12 protein-coding genes and 2 pseudogenes are annotated in these 16513 nt (G+C 69.4%); 1 reads left to right on the forward strand and 13 read right to left on the reverse strand.

Annotated elements, in window-relative coordinates; translation table 11 throughout:
* Window positions 1-125: 125 nt before the first annotated feature.
* The 8 genes and pseudogenes from ABZ098_RS30840 to ABZ098_RS30875 form a co-directional block, all read right to left on the reverse strand.
* Window positions 126-950 (reverse strand): ABC transporter ATP-binding protein, encoded by an 825-nt coding sequence (locus ABZ098_RS30840; protein ID WP_356596693.1) that lies wholly within the window; start codon window positions 948-950, stop codon window positions 126-128.
* A gap of 4 nt (window positions 951-954) precedes the next feature.
* Window positions 955-1920 carry an iron ABC transporter permease gene (locus ABZ098_RS30845; RefSeq protein ID WP_356596695.1) on the reverse strand — a complete coding sequence of 322 codons (966 nt, stop codon included), beginning with the start codon at window positions 1918-1920 and terminating at the stop codon, window positions 955-957.
* Window positions 1921-1976: 56 nt separating this feature from the next.
* On the reverse strand, window positions 1977-3017 hold the full coding sequence (locus tag ABZ098_RS30850) for an ABC transporter substrate-binding protein (protein ID WP_356596697.1): 1041 nt from the start codon (window positions 3015-3017) through the stop codon (window positions 1977-1979).
* Between the two features lie 175 nt (window positions 3018-3192).
* Window positions 3193-3818: pseudogene (locus ABZ098_RS30855) on the reverse strand (sigma-70 family RNA polymerase sigma factor).
* 203 nt (window positions 3819-4021) lie between these two features.
* Entirely contained in the window at window positions 4022-4600 is a 579-nt protein-coding gene (locus ABZ098_RS30860) for a hypothetical protein (RefSeq protein WP_356596699.1), read from the reverse strand.
* Between the two features lie 249 nt (window positions 4601-4849).
* A complete protein-coding gene (locus tag ABZ098_RS30865) occupies window positions 4850-5389 on the reverse strand; it encodes a copper chaperone PCu(A)C (protein WP_356596701.1) in 540 nt (179 codons plus the stop codon).
* Window positions 5386-7680, reverse strand: coding sequence for a heavy metal translocating P-type ATPase (locus ABZ098_RS30870; RefSeq protein ID WP_356596703.1), 2295 nt, complete (start codon window positions 7678-7680; stop codon window positions 5386-5388). Before ABZ098_RS30870 ends, ABZ098_RS30865 begins: the two co-directional genes overlap by 4 nt.
* The gene (locus tag ABZ098_RS30875) at window positions 7680-7937 is read right to left on the reverse strand and encodes a hypothetical protein (RefSeq protein ID WP_356596705.1); all 258 of its coding nucleotides are present in this window, start codon (window positions 7935-7937) and stop codon (window positions 7680-7682) included. Before ABZ098_RS30875 ends, ABZ098_RS30870 begins: the two co-directional genes overlap by 1 nt.
* Window positions 7938-8927: 990 nt before the next feature.
* Here ABZ098_RS30875 and ABZ098_RS30880 point away from each other — a divergent pair.
* A complete protein-coding gene (locus tag ABZ098_RS30880) occupies window positions 8928-9443 on the forward strand; it encodes a MarR family transcriptional regulator (RefSeq protein WP_356596707.1) in 516 nt (171 codons plus the stop codon).
* A gap of 78 nt (window positions 9444-9521) precedes the next feature.
* Here the strand turns inward: ABZ098_RS30880 and ABZ098_RS30885 are convergent, their stop codons facing one another.
* The 5 genes and pseudogenes from ABZ098_RS30885 to ABZ098_RS30905 all read right to left on the reverse strand — a co-directional run bounded on the left by ABZ098_RS30885 (window position 9522) and on the right by ABZ098_RS30905 (window position 16452).
* The gene (locus tag ABZ098_RS30885; protein ID WP_356596709.1) at window positions 9522-9947 is read right to left on the reverse strand and encodes a PPOX class F420-dependent oxidoreductase; all 426 of its coding nucleotides are present in this window, start codon (window positions 9945-9947) and stop codon (window positions 9522-9524) included.
* 75 nt (window positions 9948-10022) lie between these two features.
* A pseudogene (locus ABZ098_RS30890) lies at window positions 10023-10322 on the reverse strand (nuclear transport factor 2 family protein); the annotation flags it as partial.
* Window positions 10238-12139, reverse strand: a complete 1902-nt coding sequence (locus tag ABZ098_RS30895; protein ID WP_356596711.1) for a right-handed parallel beta-helix repeat-containing protein — start codon at window positions 12137-12139, stop codon at window positions 10238-10240. The gene ABZ098_RS30895 and the pseudogene ABZ098_RS30890, both read right to left, overlap by 85 nt.
* A 195-nt stretch (window positions 12140-12334) precedes the next feature.
* Window positions 12335-15478, reverse strand: a complete 3144-nt coding sequence (locus tag ABZ098_RS30900; protein ID WP_356596713.1) for a right-handed parallel beta-helix repeat-containing protein — start codon at window positions 15476-15478, stop codon at window positions 12335-12337.
* A 206-nt stretch (window positions 15479-15684) separates the two neighbouring features.
* Window positions 15685-16452, reverse strand: a complete 768-nt coding sequence (locus ABZ098_RS30905; protein WP_356596715.1) for a FadR/GntR family transcriptional regulator — start codon at window positions 16450-16452, stop codon at window positions 15685-15687.
* Window positions 16453-16513 lie beyond the last annotated feature (61 nt).

Raw genomic sequence — 16513 nt, forward strand, 5'->3', positions numbered from 1 at the left:
CCGGTGCTTCCGCTCATCCACCTCCTGTGGGAACCAACTCGTTTACCTCCACGACTACTTGAGGGGGCCTGTCACAGGTCCTGACCTGTCGTCGGTCCGGGGGTAGAGGCGGGCTCACCCTCGGATCAGTGGTTGGCCGTCTCTGCGGGCCGACCGACGCCCTTGAGGGCCTCCTCGTCGGAGAGCGGCCGGGCCGCGTACGTGATCCGCACGACGCCGTCGGCATGCCGTGCGGTGTGTGCGCGGACGCCGAAGACATCGGCGAGGATCCGCGGGGTCAGCACGTCGAGGACCGGTCCGGCCGCCACCACTGTTCCTTCGTGCAGGACGACCAGGTGGTCGCAGAGGCGGGCGGCGAGGTCGAGGTCGTGCAGCACGGCGAGGGTGGTGACGCCGGTGGCGCGGATGAGGTCGAGGAGTTCGAACCGGGCCCGGATGTCGAGGTGGTTGGTGAGTTCGTCCAGGACGAGGAGCTGTGGCTCCTGCGCCAACGCGCGGGCCAGAAGGACGCGTTGGCGTTCGCCACCTGACAGGGAGGCGTAGTCGCGATCCGCGAACGGCCGTACGCCGCAGCGGTCGACGGCGTCGGCCACGGCCCGGTGGTCCTCGGCTCCGTCGCGGTCCAGCAGGCCGTGGTGGGGAGCGCGGCCGAGGGCCACGATCTCGGCGACGGTCAGCCCGGTGGTGTTGCCGCCGGCGTCCTGGAGGACGGCGGCGGTACGGCGGGCCGCAGCGCGCGGAGACAGCGCCCACACGTCGTCCTCGCCGACCCGCACGGCTCCCGCTGCCGGGCGCAGTGAGCGGTAGACCGTACGCAACAGGGTTGATTTTCCGCTGCCGTTGGGGCCGACCAGGCCGACGATGTCGCCCTTGGCGGCTGCCAGGCTCACATCTCGGAGGATCGGGTTGCGGTCCAGGGTGATGTGGAGCTGATCGACGGTCAGTTTCATGCGGTCAGTCCATCCCCTTGTTGCGGCGCAGCAGCCACAGGAAGAACGGGGCGCCGAGGAGCGCGGTGAGGATGCCCAGCGGCAGTTCGTTGGGGCGGTCGAGGGTGCGGGAGAGCAGGTCGACGAAAACCAGGTAGACGGCGCCCAGCAGGGCGGTCAGGGGCAGTAGTCGGCGGTGGTCGGCGCCGGTGGTCATCCGCACCAGGTGCGGGATCATCAGGCCGACGAAGCCGATGCTGCCCGCGACGGCGATGACGGTCCCGGTGAGCAGTGCGCTGAGGACGAGGAGTACGGCGCGCAGCCGGTTGACGTCGACGCCGAGGGCGGTCGCCGACTCGTCACCGGCCAACAGCACGTTGATGCGCCGGCCGAACAGGGACAGGAGCGTGGTCGTGGCGAGTACAACCACGGTGACCGCGGGGAGCTGGTCCCACTGGGCGCCCGCGACGCTGCCCAGCATCCAGAACATCACCGTCCGCAATTCGGTCGGACTCGCCTGGAGTTGAACGTAGCTGGTGGCGGAGAGGAAGACGTAACCGACGGCAACGCCCGCCAGGACCAGACGAGTTGGGGCCAGTCGCCCCCGCCGCTGTCCGAGGGCGAACACCAGTCCCCCGGCGGCGACCGCGCCGAGGAAGGCCGCCGCCGACACCCCGAGCCCGGCGAGTGCCGCGCCCCCGCCCAAGGTGATGACGAGGACGGCTCCGAGCGTGGCGCCGTAGGAGAAGCCCAGCACGACGGGGTCGGCGAGGGGGTTGGACACCACGGTCTGCAGGACCGCTCCGGTCACGGCCAGGCCCGCTCCGACCAGCGCGGCCAGGACCACGCGCGGGGTGCGGAAGTTCCAGACGATCTGGTCGAGCGCGGGGTCGGAGGGGGCCGTTCCCGCGCCGGTGACGTGGTGCAGGACGATCCCCCACACGTCTTGCACCGGGATGGTGACGGCGCCGATGCTGATCGCCACGACCATGGTGGCGCCCAGTGCGATGGACAGGAGCGTGAACGCCAGTGGAATCCTGAGCCTGCTCAGAGGGCGTCGGGGTGCAGCATCTGCGCGACCTTCTCCACGGCCAGGTCGTTGCTCGGGCCCAGGTACATCGAGTCGGACAGCGTCACGTACGTGTTGTTCTTGGCGGCCGGCCACTGGGGGAACTCCTTGAGCAGTTTCTTGGCGTACGCCGCCGGGTTGGGGTCGTTGTAGCTGATGACGACGAGGGCGTCCACGTCGGTGGCGGCCACCTTCTCCTTGCTCAGGTCGGCGAAGGTGGCCTTGGTCGTGTCCGAGAAGGCGTTGGTGGCGCCGGCCCTGGCGAGGATGTCGTTGACGATGCCGTTGGCGAGGACCGAGCTGAAGTCGTTGCCGCCCATGGACATGTTGGAGAAGAGCACCATGACCTTGGGCTTCTTCTCACCCTTCACCCTTGCGGAGACCGCCGCGATGTTCTTCTCGGAGGCGGCGATCAGCTTCTCGGCCCGGTCACTCGCGTTGAAGACCTTGCCCATGTCGCGCAGCAGTCGGTAGCTGTCTGCGATGGTCATCTTGGAGGGGTCGTCGTCGCAGCCCTGTGGTGAGATGTAACTGTTGGCGCCGACCTGCTTCAGCTGGTCGCGGGTGGCGAATCCGTTCTTCTGGTCGAAGCCGTATGTGGTGACGGACAGGACGAGGTCGGGGCGCAGGCCGAACATCGCCTCGCGCGGGATGTCGTACGCCTCGTTGACCTTGACGTCCCCGGTGGGCAGCTTCTTGATGGCGGCGGCCCGGCCGGGCACCTCGGACATGCCGTAGCCCTGCTGGTTGGCGACGATCTTGTCCCCCAGGCCGAGGGCGAGGAGGGTGGAGACCTCGGCGACCGAGGCGCCGTTCATGACGACGACCCGGCTGGGGGCCTTCTGGAAGGTCTCCTTCTGGCCGCAGTTTTCCAGGGTCACCGGGTAGCCGGATTTCGAGGCTGCGACCGCGGTCGTCTCGTCGCCGGCCTTGTCGTCGGAGGAGGAGCTGCCGCATGCCGCCGTGAGCAAGCAGAGGGCTGTGGCCAGGGCGGTGGCGACCGGCCGGTTGATCGACATGCGGACTCCTTGCGTACGGGCCGTACTCATGGACTGAGGGGCTTCTTGGGCAGTAGTCGGGCCGAAGTGACGCTGAGTTCCCGGGAGTTGCCGGATTCTCCACTCGGTCGGCCCGGCCGGCGGGCCGCTCCCCGCAGCAGCCGGTGCTTCCCTCCCCGGGAAGCAGCGGCTCGCGTCAGGCCGCCCGGGCAGCCGGCGCCTCGGCGTCCAGGAGTTGCCGTTCCAGAGCCGTCCGGGCGCGGGAGACCCGGGAGCGGACGGTGCCGACGGGGCAGCCGGTGAAGCCGGCCGTCTCCTCGTAGGACAGACCGACCACCTGGGTCAGGACGAACGCCTCACGACGCTCATCGGGCAGCGCGTCCAGCAGCTCGAGCAGGGCCACGCCGTCGTCGAAGCCCGGCAGTCCGCACGGCTGGGTGCGTTCGACGGCCGCCTGCCAGTCGGATGTGTCGGCAAGCCGCGGCCGGGCGGCGGCGTGCCGGAAGCTGTCGGCCACCGTACGGCGTGCGATGGACAGCAGCCAGGTGCGGGCCGAGGCACGGCCTCGAAGCGGTGCAGGCTGCCGAAGGCCCGCGCGAAGGTGTCCTGGGTCAGGTCGTGGGCACTCTGGGGATCGCCGCTGAGGTGGGCGACGAAGCGCAGCACGTCGTTGTGCAGCGCGCGGACGAAGTGCTCGGCCGCGTGCGGGTCGCCGTCGCGGGCGGCCAGCGCCCAGGCGGTCGCCGCCGCGTCCGCCGAGACGCGTTCGGCGCGGGGAGCGGGCAGGACGGTAACAGTCACGTGATGTCCTTCTCGGGTCATCCGGGGCCCGCCTCAACAAGGGGCGATGCACCGGGACTTGGGATGCGGCCGTACGCGGGGGTACGGCGATGCCCGGGCCCGTCAGGACATGTCGGCTCGCCACGGCACGCGGACGTACCGGTGTGAGGAGCCGACAAGAAGGAGCCGCGTTGCGCGCGCGGCGGGACGAGAGTGACGTGAGGCCCCCGGTGGATCCTGCTGTCTCAGGCGACAGCGGCACCCGTGGGCGGGGCCCGAGAGGTGAGGGAGCAGCCCAGGAGAAGGCGTGCGGGAGTCGGGACATCGGTGGCGCGACGCCTGCCCGCGAGGGGCCGGTTCAGCGGCGCGGGCCCGGCCAGCAGCATCCGCAGCGGCGCCACCAGCCGGGTGACCGCCATCCGCAGGACACGGAAGAACGCGCGCTCCCCGTAGGCCAGCCACAGCCCGCACAGGACCGCGGCCAGGAGGTGGGCGGCGAACATGCCGTACGAGGCGGTACCGCTCATGCCGGCCATGCCAGAGGTGTGATGGACACCGGTCATGTCGTGCGCCATGGAGCCCATGTCCATCGCGCCCATGTGCATGGAGCCCATGTCCATACCGCTCATGTCCATGGAGCCGGAGGCGTGGGCCGCGCCGCCTTGTCCGGGCATCACTGCGGGGGCGAGGGACTGCGCCAGCGCGAACGTCTCGTGGAGCACCGCCTGCGCCGCCGTCACGACCGCGACGATCAGCGTGCGCCCGCGCTCACGGCCGGCCAGCAGCCAGCCGGCCGTGCCGGTCCCGGCCGCACCGGCGGTCATCGCCCACCAGGGGACGGGAGTTCACGACATGAGCACGTGACCGAGGGCGGCGAGCAGCACGCAGACGGCGGCGAACACACCGGCCCGCAGCGTTCGGCACCACCCTCGACAGTCATAGCGCGCCCATCTTCGCACCCGGTGTCTGGCGTCGTCAGGTGGTACGTGCGAACCCCCGGCCCTCGACTCAGCACCAGCATGGTGACCCACCTCACACCTGACGGGCGGGAACTCGGCAGCCCGGCGGCGCGACTAATAGAACGAGACACGCCCCGGAGGCGCCACCACAGCCAGGACCTCGACCCGGCCGCTGCGCCGGAACTCCAGGGTGAAGGGCACGAGATCGCCCGAACTCCACTTCCCGGCCGTCACGGGCACCGTCAGGTCCACCCCATGCGGGGACATCGCGAGGCTGCCGCCCGCCGGTATCGCGACGGAGTCGATGGCGGTGCGGTAGGCCCCGTTCCCCTCGTTCATGCGGTGCTGGGCGAGCGTGATGCCGCCGGAGGCGTCGGGTGAGGTGACGCGCAACAGACTGTCGTCCGCGCCACCCTGGTTGGCGATACGGAAGAACGCCGCCGTCTCCGGGACTCCGGCGGAGGGCAAGAGGACACGTCCGTGGGTGACGCTGACGCGCGCGGGGCTGCCCGCCCTGCCGGTGCCGGTCCATGCAGTCAGGCCTGCCAGGGCCACACTGCACGCGGCGACAGGCACGAGAGCGGCGAGCGCGCCGTCCCGCCACCGCCGCCGGTCGCCGAACCGCGCGGATATCCGGGCCAGGGTCTTTCTCATCGAACTCCCTCCAGCCCCGAGCGCGAGGCGCGTGCCCGCCCGTCGCCGGACGACGGCTGCCAGGCGCGCAGCCGCAGGCTGTTGGCCACCACCAGCACCGAACTCGCCGACATCGCGGCGGCGGCGACCATGGGGTTGAGCAGCCCCACCATGGCGAGTGGCACGGTGACGACGTTGTAGCCGAAGGCCCACACCAGGTTGGCGCGGATCGTGCCGAGGGTGCGCCGGGCGAGCCGGACGGCGTCCACGAGTGCCTCGATGTCGCCTCGCACGAGAGTCAGGTCGGCCGCCCCGACGGCCACGTCCGTGCCGCTGCCCATGGCGATGCCCAGGTCGGCGCCGGCGAGCGCGGCGGCATCGTTCACCCCGTCGCCGACGACGGCGACCCGGCAGCCCTCCTCCTGTAGCCGCCGGACGAGGTCGGCCTTGTCCTCCGGGGAGCAGCGTGCGTGCACCTCGTCGATCCCGAGAGCAGCCGCCACCGCCCGCGCGGGAGCCTCGCGGTCCCCGGTGGCCAGCACCGGGCGGATACCGAGGCGCCGCAGCCGGTCCACGGCCCGGTAGCTGCCCGGGCGCAGCAGGTCCCCGACGGCGATCAGCGCCTCGGCCCGCCCGTCCACCCACACCAGCACCGACGTGTACGCCTCGTCTTCCGCCGCGGCCAGAGCTTCGGCCAGCACGGGCGGCAACTCACCGTCGGGCACGGCCACTTCGACCGTACGACCGTCCACGAGCGCCCGGACGCCCCGGCCGGGAGTCGCGGTGAAGTCCGCGACGTCCGGCAGCGGCTCCTCGCCCGACGCGCGGCACGCGTAAGCGGCGACCGCCCGCCCGATCGGATGCTCGGAGCCCTGCTCCACCGCACCGGCCAGCCGGACCAGCTCCTCCTGCCCCAGCCCGCCGGGCACCGCGGTCACCCGGGCGACGGTCATATGGCCGGAGGTCAGCGTGCCGGTCTTGTCCAGGACCACCACGTCGACATGCTGGAGCGCCTCCAGCGTCTGCGGCCCCCTCACCAGCACACCCAGCTGCGCCCCGCGCCCGGTCGCGGCCATCAGGGCCGTCGGCGTGGCCAGTCCCAACGCACACGGGCAGGCCACGACGAGGACGGCCACACAGGCGGTGAGCGCCGCCTGCGGATCGGCCCCCGCACCGAGCCAGAACCCGAGGACGGTCACCGCGATCGTCAGTACGACGGGCACGAACACCCCGGCCACCGCGTCGGCCAGCCGCTGCGCCCGCGCCTTGCCCGCCTGGGCTTCCGTCACCAGCCGGGTGATCCGGGCCAGCTGGGTGTCCGCGCCGACCGCCGTGGCCCGCACGAGGAGCAGCCCGCCGGCGTTGACGGCCCCGCCGACCAGAGCCGAGCCGGGGCTCACCTCGACGGGCTCACTCTCACCGGTGACCAGAGACAGGTCCATGGCCGAGCTTCCCTCGGTCACCCGGCCGTCGGTGGCGACACGCTCCCCCGGCCGCACGACGAAGACCTGCCCGACCCGCAACTGCTCGATGGTGATGGAGTGTTCGCCCTGCTCGTCGCGAACGGACACCTCCTTGGTCGCCAGTTCCGCCAGCGACCGCAGGGCCGCTCCGGTCCCCCGCCGTGCCCGCGCCTCCAGGAACCTCCCGGCCAGCACGAACAGCGGCACGCTCACCGCGGCCTCGAGGTAGACGTGGGCCACCCCGTCGGAGGCCGACGGCAGCAGACTGAACGGCATCCGCATGCCGGGATCGCCCGCTCCCCCGAGGAACAGCGCATACGCGGACCAGGCGAAGGACGCCACTACGCCCAGCGAGACGAGGGTGTCCATGGTGGCCGTGGAGTGCCGCAGCCCTCGTACCGCACGTTCGTGGAAGGGCCACGCGCTCCACACGGCCACCGGGGCGGCCAGCGCGAAGCACAGCCACTGCCAGTTGCGGAACTGCACGTCAGGCACCATCGACAGCACAAGGACGGGGGCAGCGAGCAACGCGGTGACGAGCAGCCGCTCGCGCTCCTGCCGGCCGGCGGCCTCGGCCCGGTCCTCCGTACTGTCCTCGGCCGGCTGCTTCTCCTCGCGCACGGGTAGGGCGGCCTGGTACCCGGCCTGCTCGACGGCCGTGACGAGTTCCTCCGGTGCGACGCTCGTGGGATGGCTGACGCGGGCCATGCCGGTGGCCAGGTTCACGGTGGCCGTGACGCCGTCCAGCTTGGCGAGCTTCTTCTCCACTCGCCGCACACAGGCCGCACAGGTCATCCCGCCGACGGTGAGGTCCGTTACGACAAGGCCGGTCGTCGTGTCACCGACCATCAGTGACCGCTCCCGTCCGTCATCCCCGGCATGTCCTCCATGCCGCCACCGCCGCCGCCTTCCTTCTCTTCGCGTCCGTTCCCGGCGCTCCCGGTCCCGTGGATGCCAGGCGCCACCGGCCCTGCGGCCGACCCGACGGCGTACGACACCGTGAACGCGAGGGCGAGCAACAGGAGGAAGCCGCAGAGCGCGGGGGGTGGCAGCAGCTTGCGGGTGATCGCACCGGCGGAGCTGGGCGGTCGCGGGGTCTCGGCCATGCTCGACCTTCCTGGTCGCATCGAACCGTCGTACGAAGAACGGCAGTTGAAGACCTGCCGGACCAGTAGTCGGCCAGGCATGACATCAAGTTCCCGCCAGCAGTCGTGACGTGTGTCACGGCTGCAAAGGGTGCCTCTGGACAGTGCTCGTAGGAACTTCTGGCTCCGCTCAGCCGACTGTTGTGGCAACGGAAACGGACGACGCCGGACAGGTCCAGTACGACGAAGCGGTCACCCCGCGTGAGCAGTTCCTTGAACTGGGGGTGGCAATCCGGCGCAGTCGCGTAGTCCATCTACCACGGTGGCCTGTGCACGGACGGTTCGCGCACCGGTTCAGCCGGTCCGAGCAGTCGGCCTATATGTGCAGCAGCTTGACGGTGATCAGTGCCAGGACCAGGAACAGGACGCCGCAGCCGAGCAAATGTACTGCCGGACGTCTTGCGCTGTTCACTGCGCACTCCATGAGCCGCGGCGACCGCACGGACATGCTTCGGCCGCACTCGCCGAAGCGGGGCTACGTGCCAGCCTCTCAGCCAGATCTCGTCATCAGCCGTCATCGGTCGTTGCTCTACGGCGCGTCAGGCTGCCCGGGAACAGGGCGTACGACGGAAGGGACTATCCACTCGGCGCTGCAGTGCTCCGAGTCCGATGACCGCCGGCCGGTGAAGGCGAAGTCCTCGGCCAGATCCATCGATCCGCTTCTGATTCTCCGCCGTACGGCGCTCCGCCCGGGGCACCACGAGGCGGTACCAGCCGGACCAGTTACCCGCCTGTCGTCGCCGAACCGAATCACAATCCGGCGGTCCGGGGTCGTCGCACAAGGAGAGGAAGCGGACGGAGTGACGGGTACTGACCCTGGACGACTGCCCAGCGATGGGGAACGCAGCAACCGGGACGGGCCGCACGGTGAGGCACTCCGGTCCGCAGGACGGGGACTGCAGTGGCCTACAATTTACTGTCTATGGAAGATGGTTCTTCGGAAGATGAGTGATGGCTGACGCTGACCTGAAGCTGCTGTACCGGGAGCTGGTCTCCCTGGAGATCGAGCTGTGGGATGGCATCGAGGGGCGGTTGAGGGCGGAGTACGACCTGCCGCTGACCTCGTTCGAGGTGCTGCACCTGCTGCTCCAGCACCCCGGGCGGCGGATCCAGGACATCGCGGAGGAGTTCTCGATCACCGTGGGTGGAACGAGCAAGGTGGTCGATCGCCTGGAGGCGGCGGGTCTGTGTGGGCGGCGGGCCAATCCGAACGACCGCCGTTCCTCGATCGTCGAGCTCACACCTGAGGGGCGGAAGCTGGTGGGCGGGGCGTTGAAGGTCTTCGAGGAGGAGCTGGAACTGCGTATCGGGTCGGTGATTCCCGAGCAGTCCGTCCGCGAGGTGACTGCCGTCCTCAGCACGCTGCGGGCGGCCGGGCGCGCCTTGGACGCGGAGCGGAAGGCCGCCGCACAGATGCCGGTGCCGGCCAAGCGGGCGCCGAAGCAGCCTGGGCGACCGGCATCGTGAGCCGCGACGACGCGGCAGTGCTCGTGGGTTGATCAGCCGGGCCGGATGATCGCAGTCCCCGGCCCGTCGGTCCACGCTTCAGTCGGCGATACCGGCGAAGGCGATCACTTTGTCGATGCACCCCCGGACGAGGAGGTTGCCGGGGCCGCCGTTGCGTGCGGCGTACTCCTCGGTGCGGTCGTCGCCCATGTACCGGGCGCCCAGGAGGCCGCTCCAGCGGAGCATGTCGTCCGGGTGTTCGGAGATCGTCACGCGGCCTTGGAGGAGGACGAACGCGTACGGGGGCCGGTCCTCGTCGAGGCAAAGGGCGAACCGTCCGTCGCGGGCGAGGTTGCGGCCCTTGACCCCATTCTTCTCGGTGGTGAACACGATGTCGTGGCCGTCGAGGAGGAACCAGACAGGTGTGACATGGGGGCTGCCGTCGGCGCGGGCGGTGGACAGCTTGCCGGTGCGAGTGCCGTACGTGACGAACGCCCGCCACTGCTGCTCGGTCATCTTCCGCATGCGGGTGCCCTTCGTGTGCGTACGGATCGGTTCGTGGGCGTCCGGGGCCGAGTTCAGCCCCGGACACCGCGGGTTCTAGCCCCAGAAGGCGTCTTCGGCGGCCGGGTCGGCGGAGAAGAGCCACATCTCGGTGATCTTGCCATTCTCGATGCGCAGGAGGTCGACGCCGTCCATGCTCATCGACGCGTCGTCGCGGCGGCCGGAGAAGTGGATGGTGGCGGTGACCAGGTCCCCGTTGCCCATGAGGGTGTGGATCTTGTCGATGGCGAAGGTGCCCTGGCTGGCCTCCATCATGCTGCCGAGCATCTGGAAGACGGCGCCCTGACCCTTGTGTTCGCCGGAGAACTGGTTGGCGCCGGGCTGATGCCAGACGATGTCGGCTGGCCCCAGCTTCCGGTGTTGCGGAAGACGTTGTTGGTGTCGGTGAAGTTCCGGGAGCCCTCGTCGTGGTAGAAGCCGAAGTAGCCGTTGTTGGTGTGGCAGTAGTTGCGTTCGAAGGTGCTGCCCGGTGACGCCGAGAGGGTGTACATGCAGCCGCCGTCGGTCATCTGCTGCATGATGTTGTGGATGTAGTTGTCGGTGACGTGGTTGTTCGCCGCGGTGGTCGCCGTCGTGTAGGTGGGCTGGTAGTTGTACAGGCCCCGGTTGACGTAGTCCTGGCTGCCGCCGATGTCGTTGGTGCCCCAGCCGTAGCCGATGGTGAGGCCGGAGTAGGGCAGGTTGTACACCTCGTTGTGCGAGACGGTCGCGCCGTTCACGTACGTGACGAGGATGGCCGACATGTCACGGTACTCCAGCGCCACGTCATGGATGAGGTTGTTGCTCAGCGTGATGTTCTGGTTGGTCATCCGGCTGTCACTGGGGTGGTGTGCGTCCGCCTGAAGACCGCCGACGACGATGCCGCCGCCCGCGTCCTGGGTGAAGACGTTGCCCGTCGCGGTGACGGTGTCGGCGCCGAGACCCACGCCGGTGGTGTGGGCGTTGGCGTCGTTGCCGATACCGAGGCCACTCTGTCCGAGCTGGGTGAACCGGTTGCCGGTGAACGTGATGTGGTCGGCGGCCGAGACCTGGACGGCGGAGGGCATCTGCTCCCAGTGAGGGCGTGTCGCCTCGAAGAGCCGGCAGCCGCTCTGGCAGGAGGTCAGGGCGTCCGACGGGCGGTCCCAGGTGCCGGTGAGGTAGGCGCCGGTCTGCTGGCTGGCGTAGCCGTGGGTGGTGGGGTCCAGCCAGCTGGTGCCCGAGAACTGAAGCCCTGAGAAGGCGATGTGGGTGGCGGGTGAGGAGTAGGTCCCCCCGACGTTGATGATCGACTGCAGCTTCGGCACCTCGACATCGGCCGTGCTCATGTCCTGCCCGGAGAGCGGCTTGTAGTACAGGGTGCCGGTGGAGGTGTCGAGGTACCACTCGCCGGCCGCGTCGAGGAACTCGTAGGCGTTCTCGATGTAGAGGGGGCCGGACCGGAAGGGGCTCGTCAGGGTGTCGTAGCCGAACGTGTTGTTGTCCCACGAGGGCTGGGCCATCGTGATGGTGCCGCTGCTGATGCCGGTCACCGGCGCATAGCGGTCGGTGAAGGATCCGATGCCGTGGATCTCGGTCCGGCCGGGCTGGGCAAGGCTGTTGAGGTAGCTCAGCGAGCTGTTGGTGAACGTGTAGCCGCTGCTGGTCGCGGTCAGGTAGGAGCGGGTGAGCGCGGTGCGGGCCCGGGTGGCCAGGACGCCGTCGACGGACAGATGGCGCGTGTCGAAACCGGTGCCGACGTTGGCCTTCCAGATGTTCTTGGCCGAGTCCTGCACGGTCCAGCCGGTGGCCTTCTGCGCCCCGGTGATGACGGGACGGGCGCCCAGCGCGGCCTTCCAGTTCACTGTGTGGCCGCCGGTGCCGGAGTCCGCCGAGGTGAAGGTGAGCGGCGCGGAGAGCCGGTAGGTGCCGTCGGCGAGCTCGACGGTGATGTCGGCCGTCATGGAGCTGTTGATCGCCCGCACATTGGTCTTGGCCTGGGTGATGGAGCACGGCTGGCTCGCGGAGCAGGCGGTGCCGGAGCCGCCCGGCGAAACGTAGAGCGTCGTGCCGGCCGCGAAGGCGGGGCTTGCCTGGGCGAGGAGCGCGGTGGTCGAGGCGGCGAGCACGGTGACCGTGGCCAGCCATGATCTCAGGCGGGTGGCACCCGCGGAGCGGAGGCGGTTTGTTGACATGTGGCACCTTCTGGAAGCCAGAGGAAGAGAAACGAACGAAGGGGAGATCGCGCACGCGGAGTTGCCCGCCCATGGGGTTGCCCGTACGCGGAGTTGCCGGAGTCAGCACCTACATGCGAACGCAACGTTGTGGAGCGGTGGCCGACCCGTATCGGGCCGGCCGCCGCCGGGGCTCCGCCCCTGTCCACGGTCGGTTCAGGTGATGGTGAAGTGGCTCATGTCGGCGGTACCGGCGACACCGCTGTGCGCGGTGAAGAACATCCCGGCGTCCTGGGTGGCCGCCGCTCCGGTGAGGGCTGCCGTCGTGGGCATGGCGGTCCAGGAGGCGCCGTCGGTGGAGTACGAGCCGGTCAGAGTGGTGCCGTCGCGGGTCAGCCGGAGCCAGACGGGGGCCGTCGTGGTGGCCGCGGCAGAGGTGTACTGGTTGAGATAGCCGTCGGAGTTGCTGTCCCACTGGAGGGTGACGCCGTTGCCGGGGGTGAGGGCCAGAACCGCGTATCCCGGCGAGGAACCCGTGCCGCTGACGCTGTTGCGGATCATGATGCCGGCCTTGCTCCAGCCGCTGCCGCTCTTCTGGCTGTCGACGCGAACGGTCACGGTGTCGCCGCCGGCGAAGGCCGCCGGACGGTAGATCGCCCCGTACTCGTCGTCGTACTGGGTGCCGTATGCCCAGGTGTCCACTCCCGCGCCGGTCAGCGAGTAGCTGCCGCCGCGGTCGACGAGGGCCGCGGGGATGGAGGAGTACGCCTTGTAGGGGGAGGTGGTGATGGTCAGGTCACTGAGTACCGCGCTGCCCACAGTGCTGGAGTTCGCCGTGTGGATCACGCCGGCGTCCTGGTCGGTGGCTGCCTTGGCGAGGGCGACGGTGTGGCCGACCTGGGTGAACGTGGTGCCGTCTGTCGAGTAGAACCCGCTGACCAAGTTGCCGGTGCGGGTAAGGCGGACCCGGACAGCGGCCGGGGTGCCGGAGACCGTGGCTCGCTTGTCGAGTCGCCCGTCGCCGTTGGAGTCGTACTGGAAGGCGACTCCGTGACCGGGGGTCGACACCATGACCGCGTAGCCGGCGGAGGAGGCGCTGCCGCGCAGGTTGTTGCGCAGGACCACACCTGCCTTGGCCCACGGATCGGTGGCGTCCAGGTGGTCGACTCGAGCGGTGATCGTGGTGCCCGAGGTGGCGGCCTTCTTCATGTACGCGGTGCTGTAGGAGTCACGCTTCGCCCAGATGTCCTTGCCTGTGTCGGTGAGGGTGAGGGTGGTGCCGGACTGGCCGATGTCGGCGGGTACGGAGGAGTAGGTGGAGTAGGGGGTGGTGACGGGGCCCGGGGTCATCGCCCGGTAGGCGGGCTGTACTCCGGCCGCCGCCATGGCGGCCCTGGCGCCGCTGGGCCAGTTGCCGTCGGTGACGTTCACGGTCCCGGTGACCGTGTTGCCGCGCTGCCCGTCGAAGACGTCGGTGCCTGTGTTGGAGGTCCAGTTGCCGGTCAGTGTGAGGGCACCGGTGTAGTTGCCGCCCTGGTTGTTCTCGTGGGCCCAGGTGCCGGTCTGCCGGAAGACATTGCCGCTCGCGCTGTAGTGCCGGGAGCCCTCGTCGAAGTAGAGCCCGAAATAGTTGTCGTTGATCGTGCAGTAGTTGCCGTCCAGGGTGCTGCCCGGTGAGTCCGACAGCGTGTACATGCAGGCGCCGTCGTTCATGGACTGCATCACGTCATGGATGTAGTTGCCGTCGATGTGGTTGTTCTTCGCCGTGGTGGGCGTGGTGTAGACGGGCTGGTAGTCGTACAGGCCGCGGTTCTGGTAGTCGGGACTGCCGCCGGGGTCGTTGGAGCCCCAGCCGTAGCCGATGGTGATGCCCGAGTAGGGCATGTTGTAGATCTCGTTGTGCGTGATGCCGATCGTCGAGACATAGGTGGCCAGCACCGCCGACATGTCGCGGTAGTCCAGCGCGATGTCGTGGAAGACGTTGTTGGAGACGGTGATGTTCTGGTTGGTCATCCGACGGTCACTGGGGTGATGGGCGTCGGCCTGTACGCCCCCCACGGCGACCCCGCCTCCCGCGTTCTGGGTGAAGACGCTGCCCGTGACACTGACGGTGTCGGCGCCCAGCCCCACTCCTGAGGTGTGCGCGTTGGCGTCGTTGCCGATGCCCACCGCGACCTGGCCGAGCTGGGTGAATCGGTCACCCGTGAAGGCGACGTCGTGTGCGGCCGAGACCTGCACCGCGGCCGGCATCTGGTGCCAGTGCGGGCGGGTGGCCTCGAAGAGCTTGCAGCCGGACTGGCACGAGGCCAGCGCGTCCGAGGGCCGGTCCCAACTGCCGTGGATGAAGGCGCCGGTCTGCTGGCTGGCGTAGCCCTGCGGGCCACTGGGCTGCAGCCAGCTGGTGTGCGAGAACTGGATTCCGGAGAACGCCAGGTCGTGCGCCGGCTTCGCGTACGTGCCGCCGATGTCCAGCAGGGACTCCAGCCGCGGCAGTTCGACGTCCGCGCTCGACATGGTCTGCCCGGGCAGCGGCTTGTAGTACAGGGTGCCGGTCGTCGGGTCGAGGTTCCACTCACCGGCCGTGTCGAGGAACTCGTAGGCGTTCTCGAGAGAGAACGCGGTGTCCTGGTACGGGCTCGTGATCGTGTCGTAGCCGAAGGTGTTGTTGTTCCAGGCCGGCTGCTCCATCGTGATCACGTTGTTGCTGATGCCGGCGACCGGCGAATAACGGTTCGTGAAGGAGTCCGCGCCCTCCACCTCGACCCGGCCGGGGTCGGCGAGGCTGTTCAGATTGCTCAGCGAACTGCTCGTGAAGGTGTAGCCGGTGGTGGTGGGCGTCAGACTGGAGCGTGGCACCGCGGTGCGGGCGCGCGTCGCCAGGAGCCCGTCCACGAAGAGCTGCCGAGTGTCGATCCCCTTGCCGACCGAGGCCTTCCAGATGTTCTTGGTGGAGTCCTGCACGGTCCAGCCGGTGACCTTCTTCGCTCCGGATATCACCGGGTGCGCGAAGGGCGCGGCCTTCCAGGTCACCGTGTGGCCGCCGGTGCCGGAGTCCGCCGAGGTGAAGGTGAGCGGCGCGGAGAGCCGGTGGACGCCGTCGGCGAGCTCGACGGTGATGTCGGCCTTCATCGAGTGGTTGATCGCCCGCACGGTGGTCTTGGCCTGGGTGAGGGAACACGGCCGGCTCGCGGAGCAGGCGGTGCCGGAACCGCTCGGCGAGGCATGGAGCGTCGTGCCGACCGCGAAGGCGGAACCGGCCGGGACGAGAACCGCGGCGGCCGAGGCGCCGATCAGGGAAGTCGCGGCCAGCCATGTTCTGAAACGGTCGGGAACCGCGGGGCGGATGCGGTCTGTGCGCACGTGACACCTTCCTGGTGGTTCAGAGGGACTGTCGTGCCCATGGAGGCCGAGGGAAGAGCCGAGGACCCAGAGGGAGAAGGGAAATAGGGCTGTAACATTAGACGTCATATGAATTTCGTCAATAGATCGCACACAGAGGTGGCCGGAGCCCGGACATGCGAACGCCCCCGGCCAGTCGGCGCGGGGGCGAGGGGGGCGGAGTGCCCTCAGGAGACGGGGGAACTCACATTCGGCAAGCGGCGGCGACTCCACGCCGTCTGGATGTGTGCCGCCATGGCCTGCGCGGCGCCGTCGGGGTCACGGTCCAGCAGCCGCTCGGCGACGGCGCGGTGCTCCGCGTTGGCCCGCTCGCACGCGGTCGCGTCCGGTGTGCCGTTGTAGAGGTACGTCGTGCGCGCCTGTGCGTGCAGGATCCGGATGATGGAACGCCCGAGCCTGTTGCGGGATGCCTGCATGATCCGGTCATGGAAGACCACATCGGTCTCGATGAAGCGTGCCGGGACGAGGGTCTCCTCGTCGAGCTGGGCGAGCAACCGCTCGATGGCTCGCAGGTCGTCGTCGGTGGCCAGCTCCGCGGCCTGTGCCGTCATCTGGGCTTCCAGCGTCGAGCGGATGTCGACCAACTGGTCGAGGACGACGAGCTGGTCGTCGTGCTGGACGGTGGCGGCGAGCACGACGGGGTCGAGGAGGTTCCATTCCTCGGGCGGGGTCACGGTGGTGCCGGAACCCTGCCGGGCGAGGACCAGCCCCTTGGCCTCCAGGGACTTGACCGCCTCGCGGATGGTGATGCGGCTGACGCCGAACGTCTCACAGAGTTCGGGTTCGACGGGCAGGGTCGATCCGGGAGGAATGGCGCCCGACACGATCGCGTCGGTAAGGCTTTCCGTGACAGCCTGCGCCAGCCGGGCCGGACGCTTGGGCCAGGGCTTGAGAACGGCCGACTCCCCTGCTCTGCCGACGTTGTCCTTGGCCATGCGGACCCCCTTGCTGCTGCGGATGACGGCGAGTCTACTGGGCGGAACTTCTTGACAGCAT

Origin of the sequence: Streptomyces sp. NPDC006335 (assembly GCF_040612795.1) — a bacterium.
GTDB lineage: Bacteria > Actinomycetota > Actinomycetes > Streptomycetales > Streptomycetaceae > Streptomyces.

Bases quoted from the DNA above. Each gene is read 5' to 3' on its own strand.
- ABZ098_RS30875 (WP_356596705.1), bottom strand. From the start codon at position 7,937: ATGGCCGAGACCCCGCGACCGCCCAGCTCCGCCGGTGCGATCACCCGC.
- ABZ098_RS30860 (WP_356596699.1), bottom strand. From the start codon at position 4,600: ATGACCGCCGGTGCGGCCGGGACCGGCACGGCCGGCTGGCTGCTGGCC.
- ABZ098_RS30870 (WP_356596703.1), bottom strand. From the start codon at position 7,680: ATGGTCGGTGACACGACGACCGGCCTTGTCGTAACGGACCTCACCGTC.
- ABZ098_RS30885 (WP_356596709.1), bottom strand. From the start codon at position 9,947: ATGCGGAAGATGACCGAGCAGCAGTGGCGGGCGTTCGTCACGTACGGC.
- ABZ098_RS30850 (WP_356596697.1), bottom strand. From the start codon at position 3,017: ATGTCGATCAACCGGCCGGTCGCCACCGCCCTGGCCACAGCCCTCTGC.
- ABZ098_RS30880 (WP_356596707.1), top strand. From the start codon at position 8,928: ATGGCTGACGCTGACCTGAAGCTGCTGTACCGGGAGCTGGTCTCCCTG.
- ABZ098_RS30845 (WP_356596695.1), bottom strand. From the start codon at position 1,920: ATGGTCGTGGCGATCAGCATCGGCGCCGTCACCATCCCGGTGCAAGAC.
- ABZ098_RS30895 (WP_356596711.1), bottom strand. From the start codon at position 12,139: ATGTCAACAAACCGCCTCCGCTCCGCGGGTGCCACCCGCCTGAGATCA.
- ABZ098_RS30840 (WP_356596693.1), bottom strand. From the start codon at position 950: ATGAAACTGACCGTCGATCAGCTCCACATCACCCTGGACCGCAACCCG.
- ABZ098_RS30905 (WP_356596715.1), bottom strand. From the start codon at position 16,452: ATGGCCAAGGACAACGTCGGCAGAGCAGGGGAGTCGGCCGTTCTCAAG.
- ABZ098_RS30865 (WP_356596701.1), bottom strand. From the start codon at position 5,389: ATGAGAAAGACCCTGGCCCGGATATCCGCGCGGTTCGGCGACCGGCGG.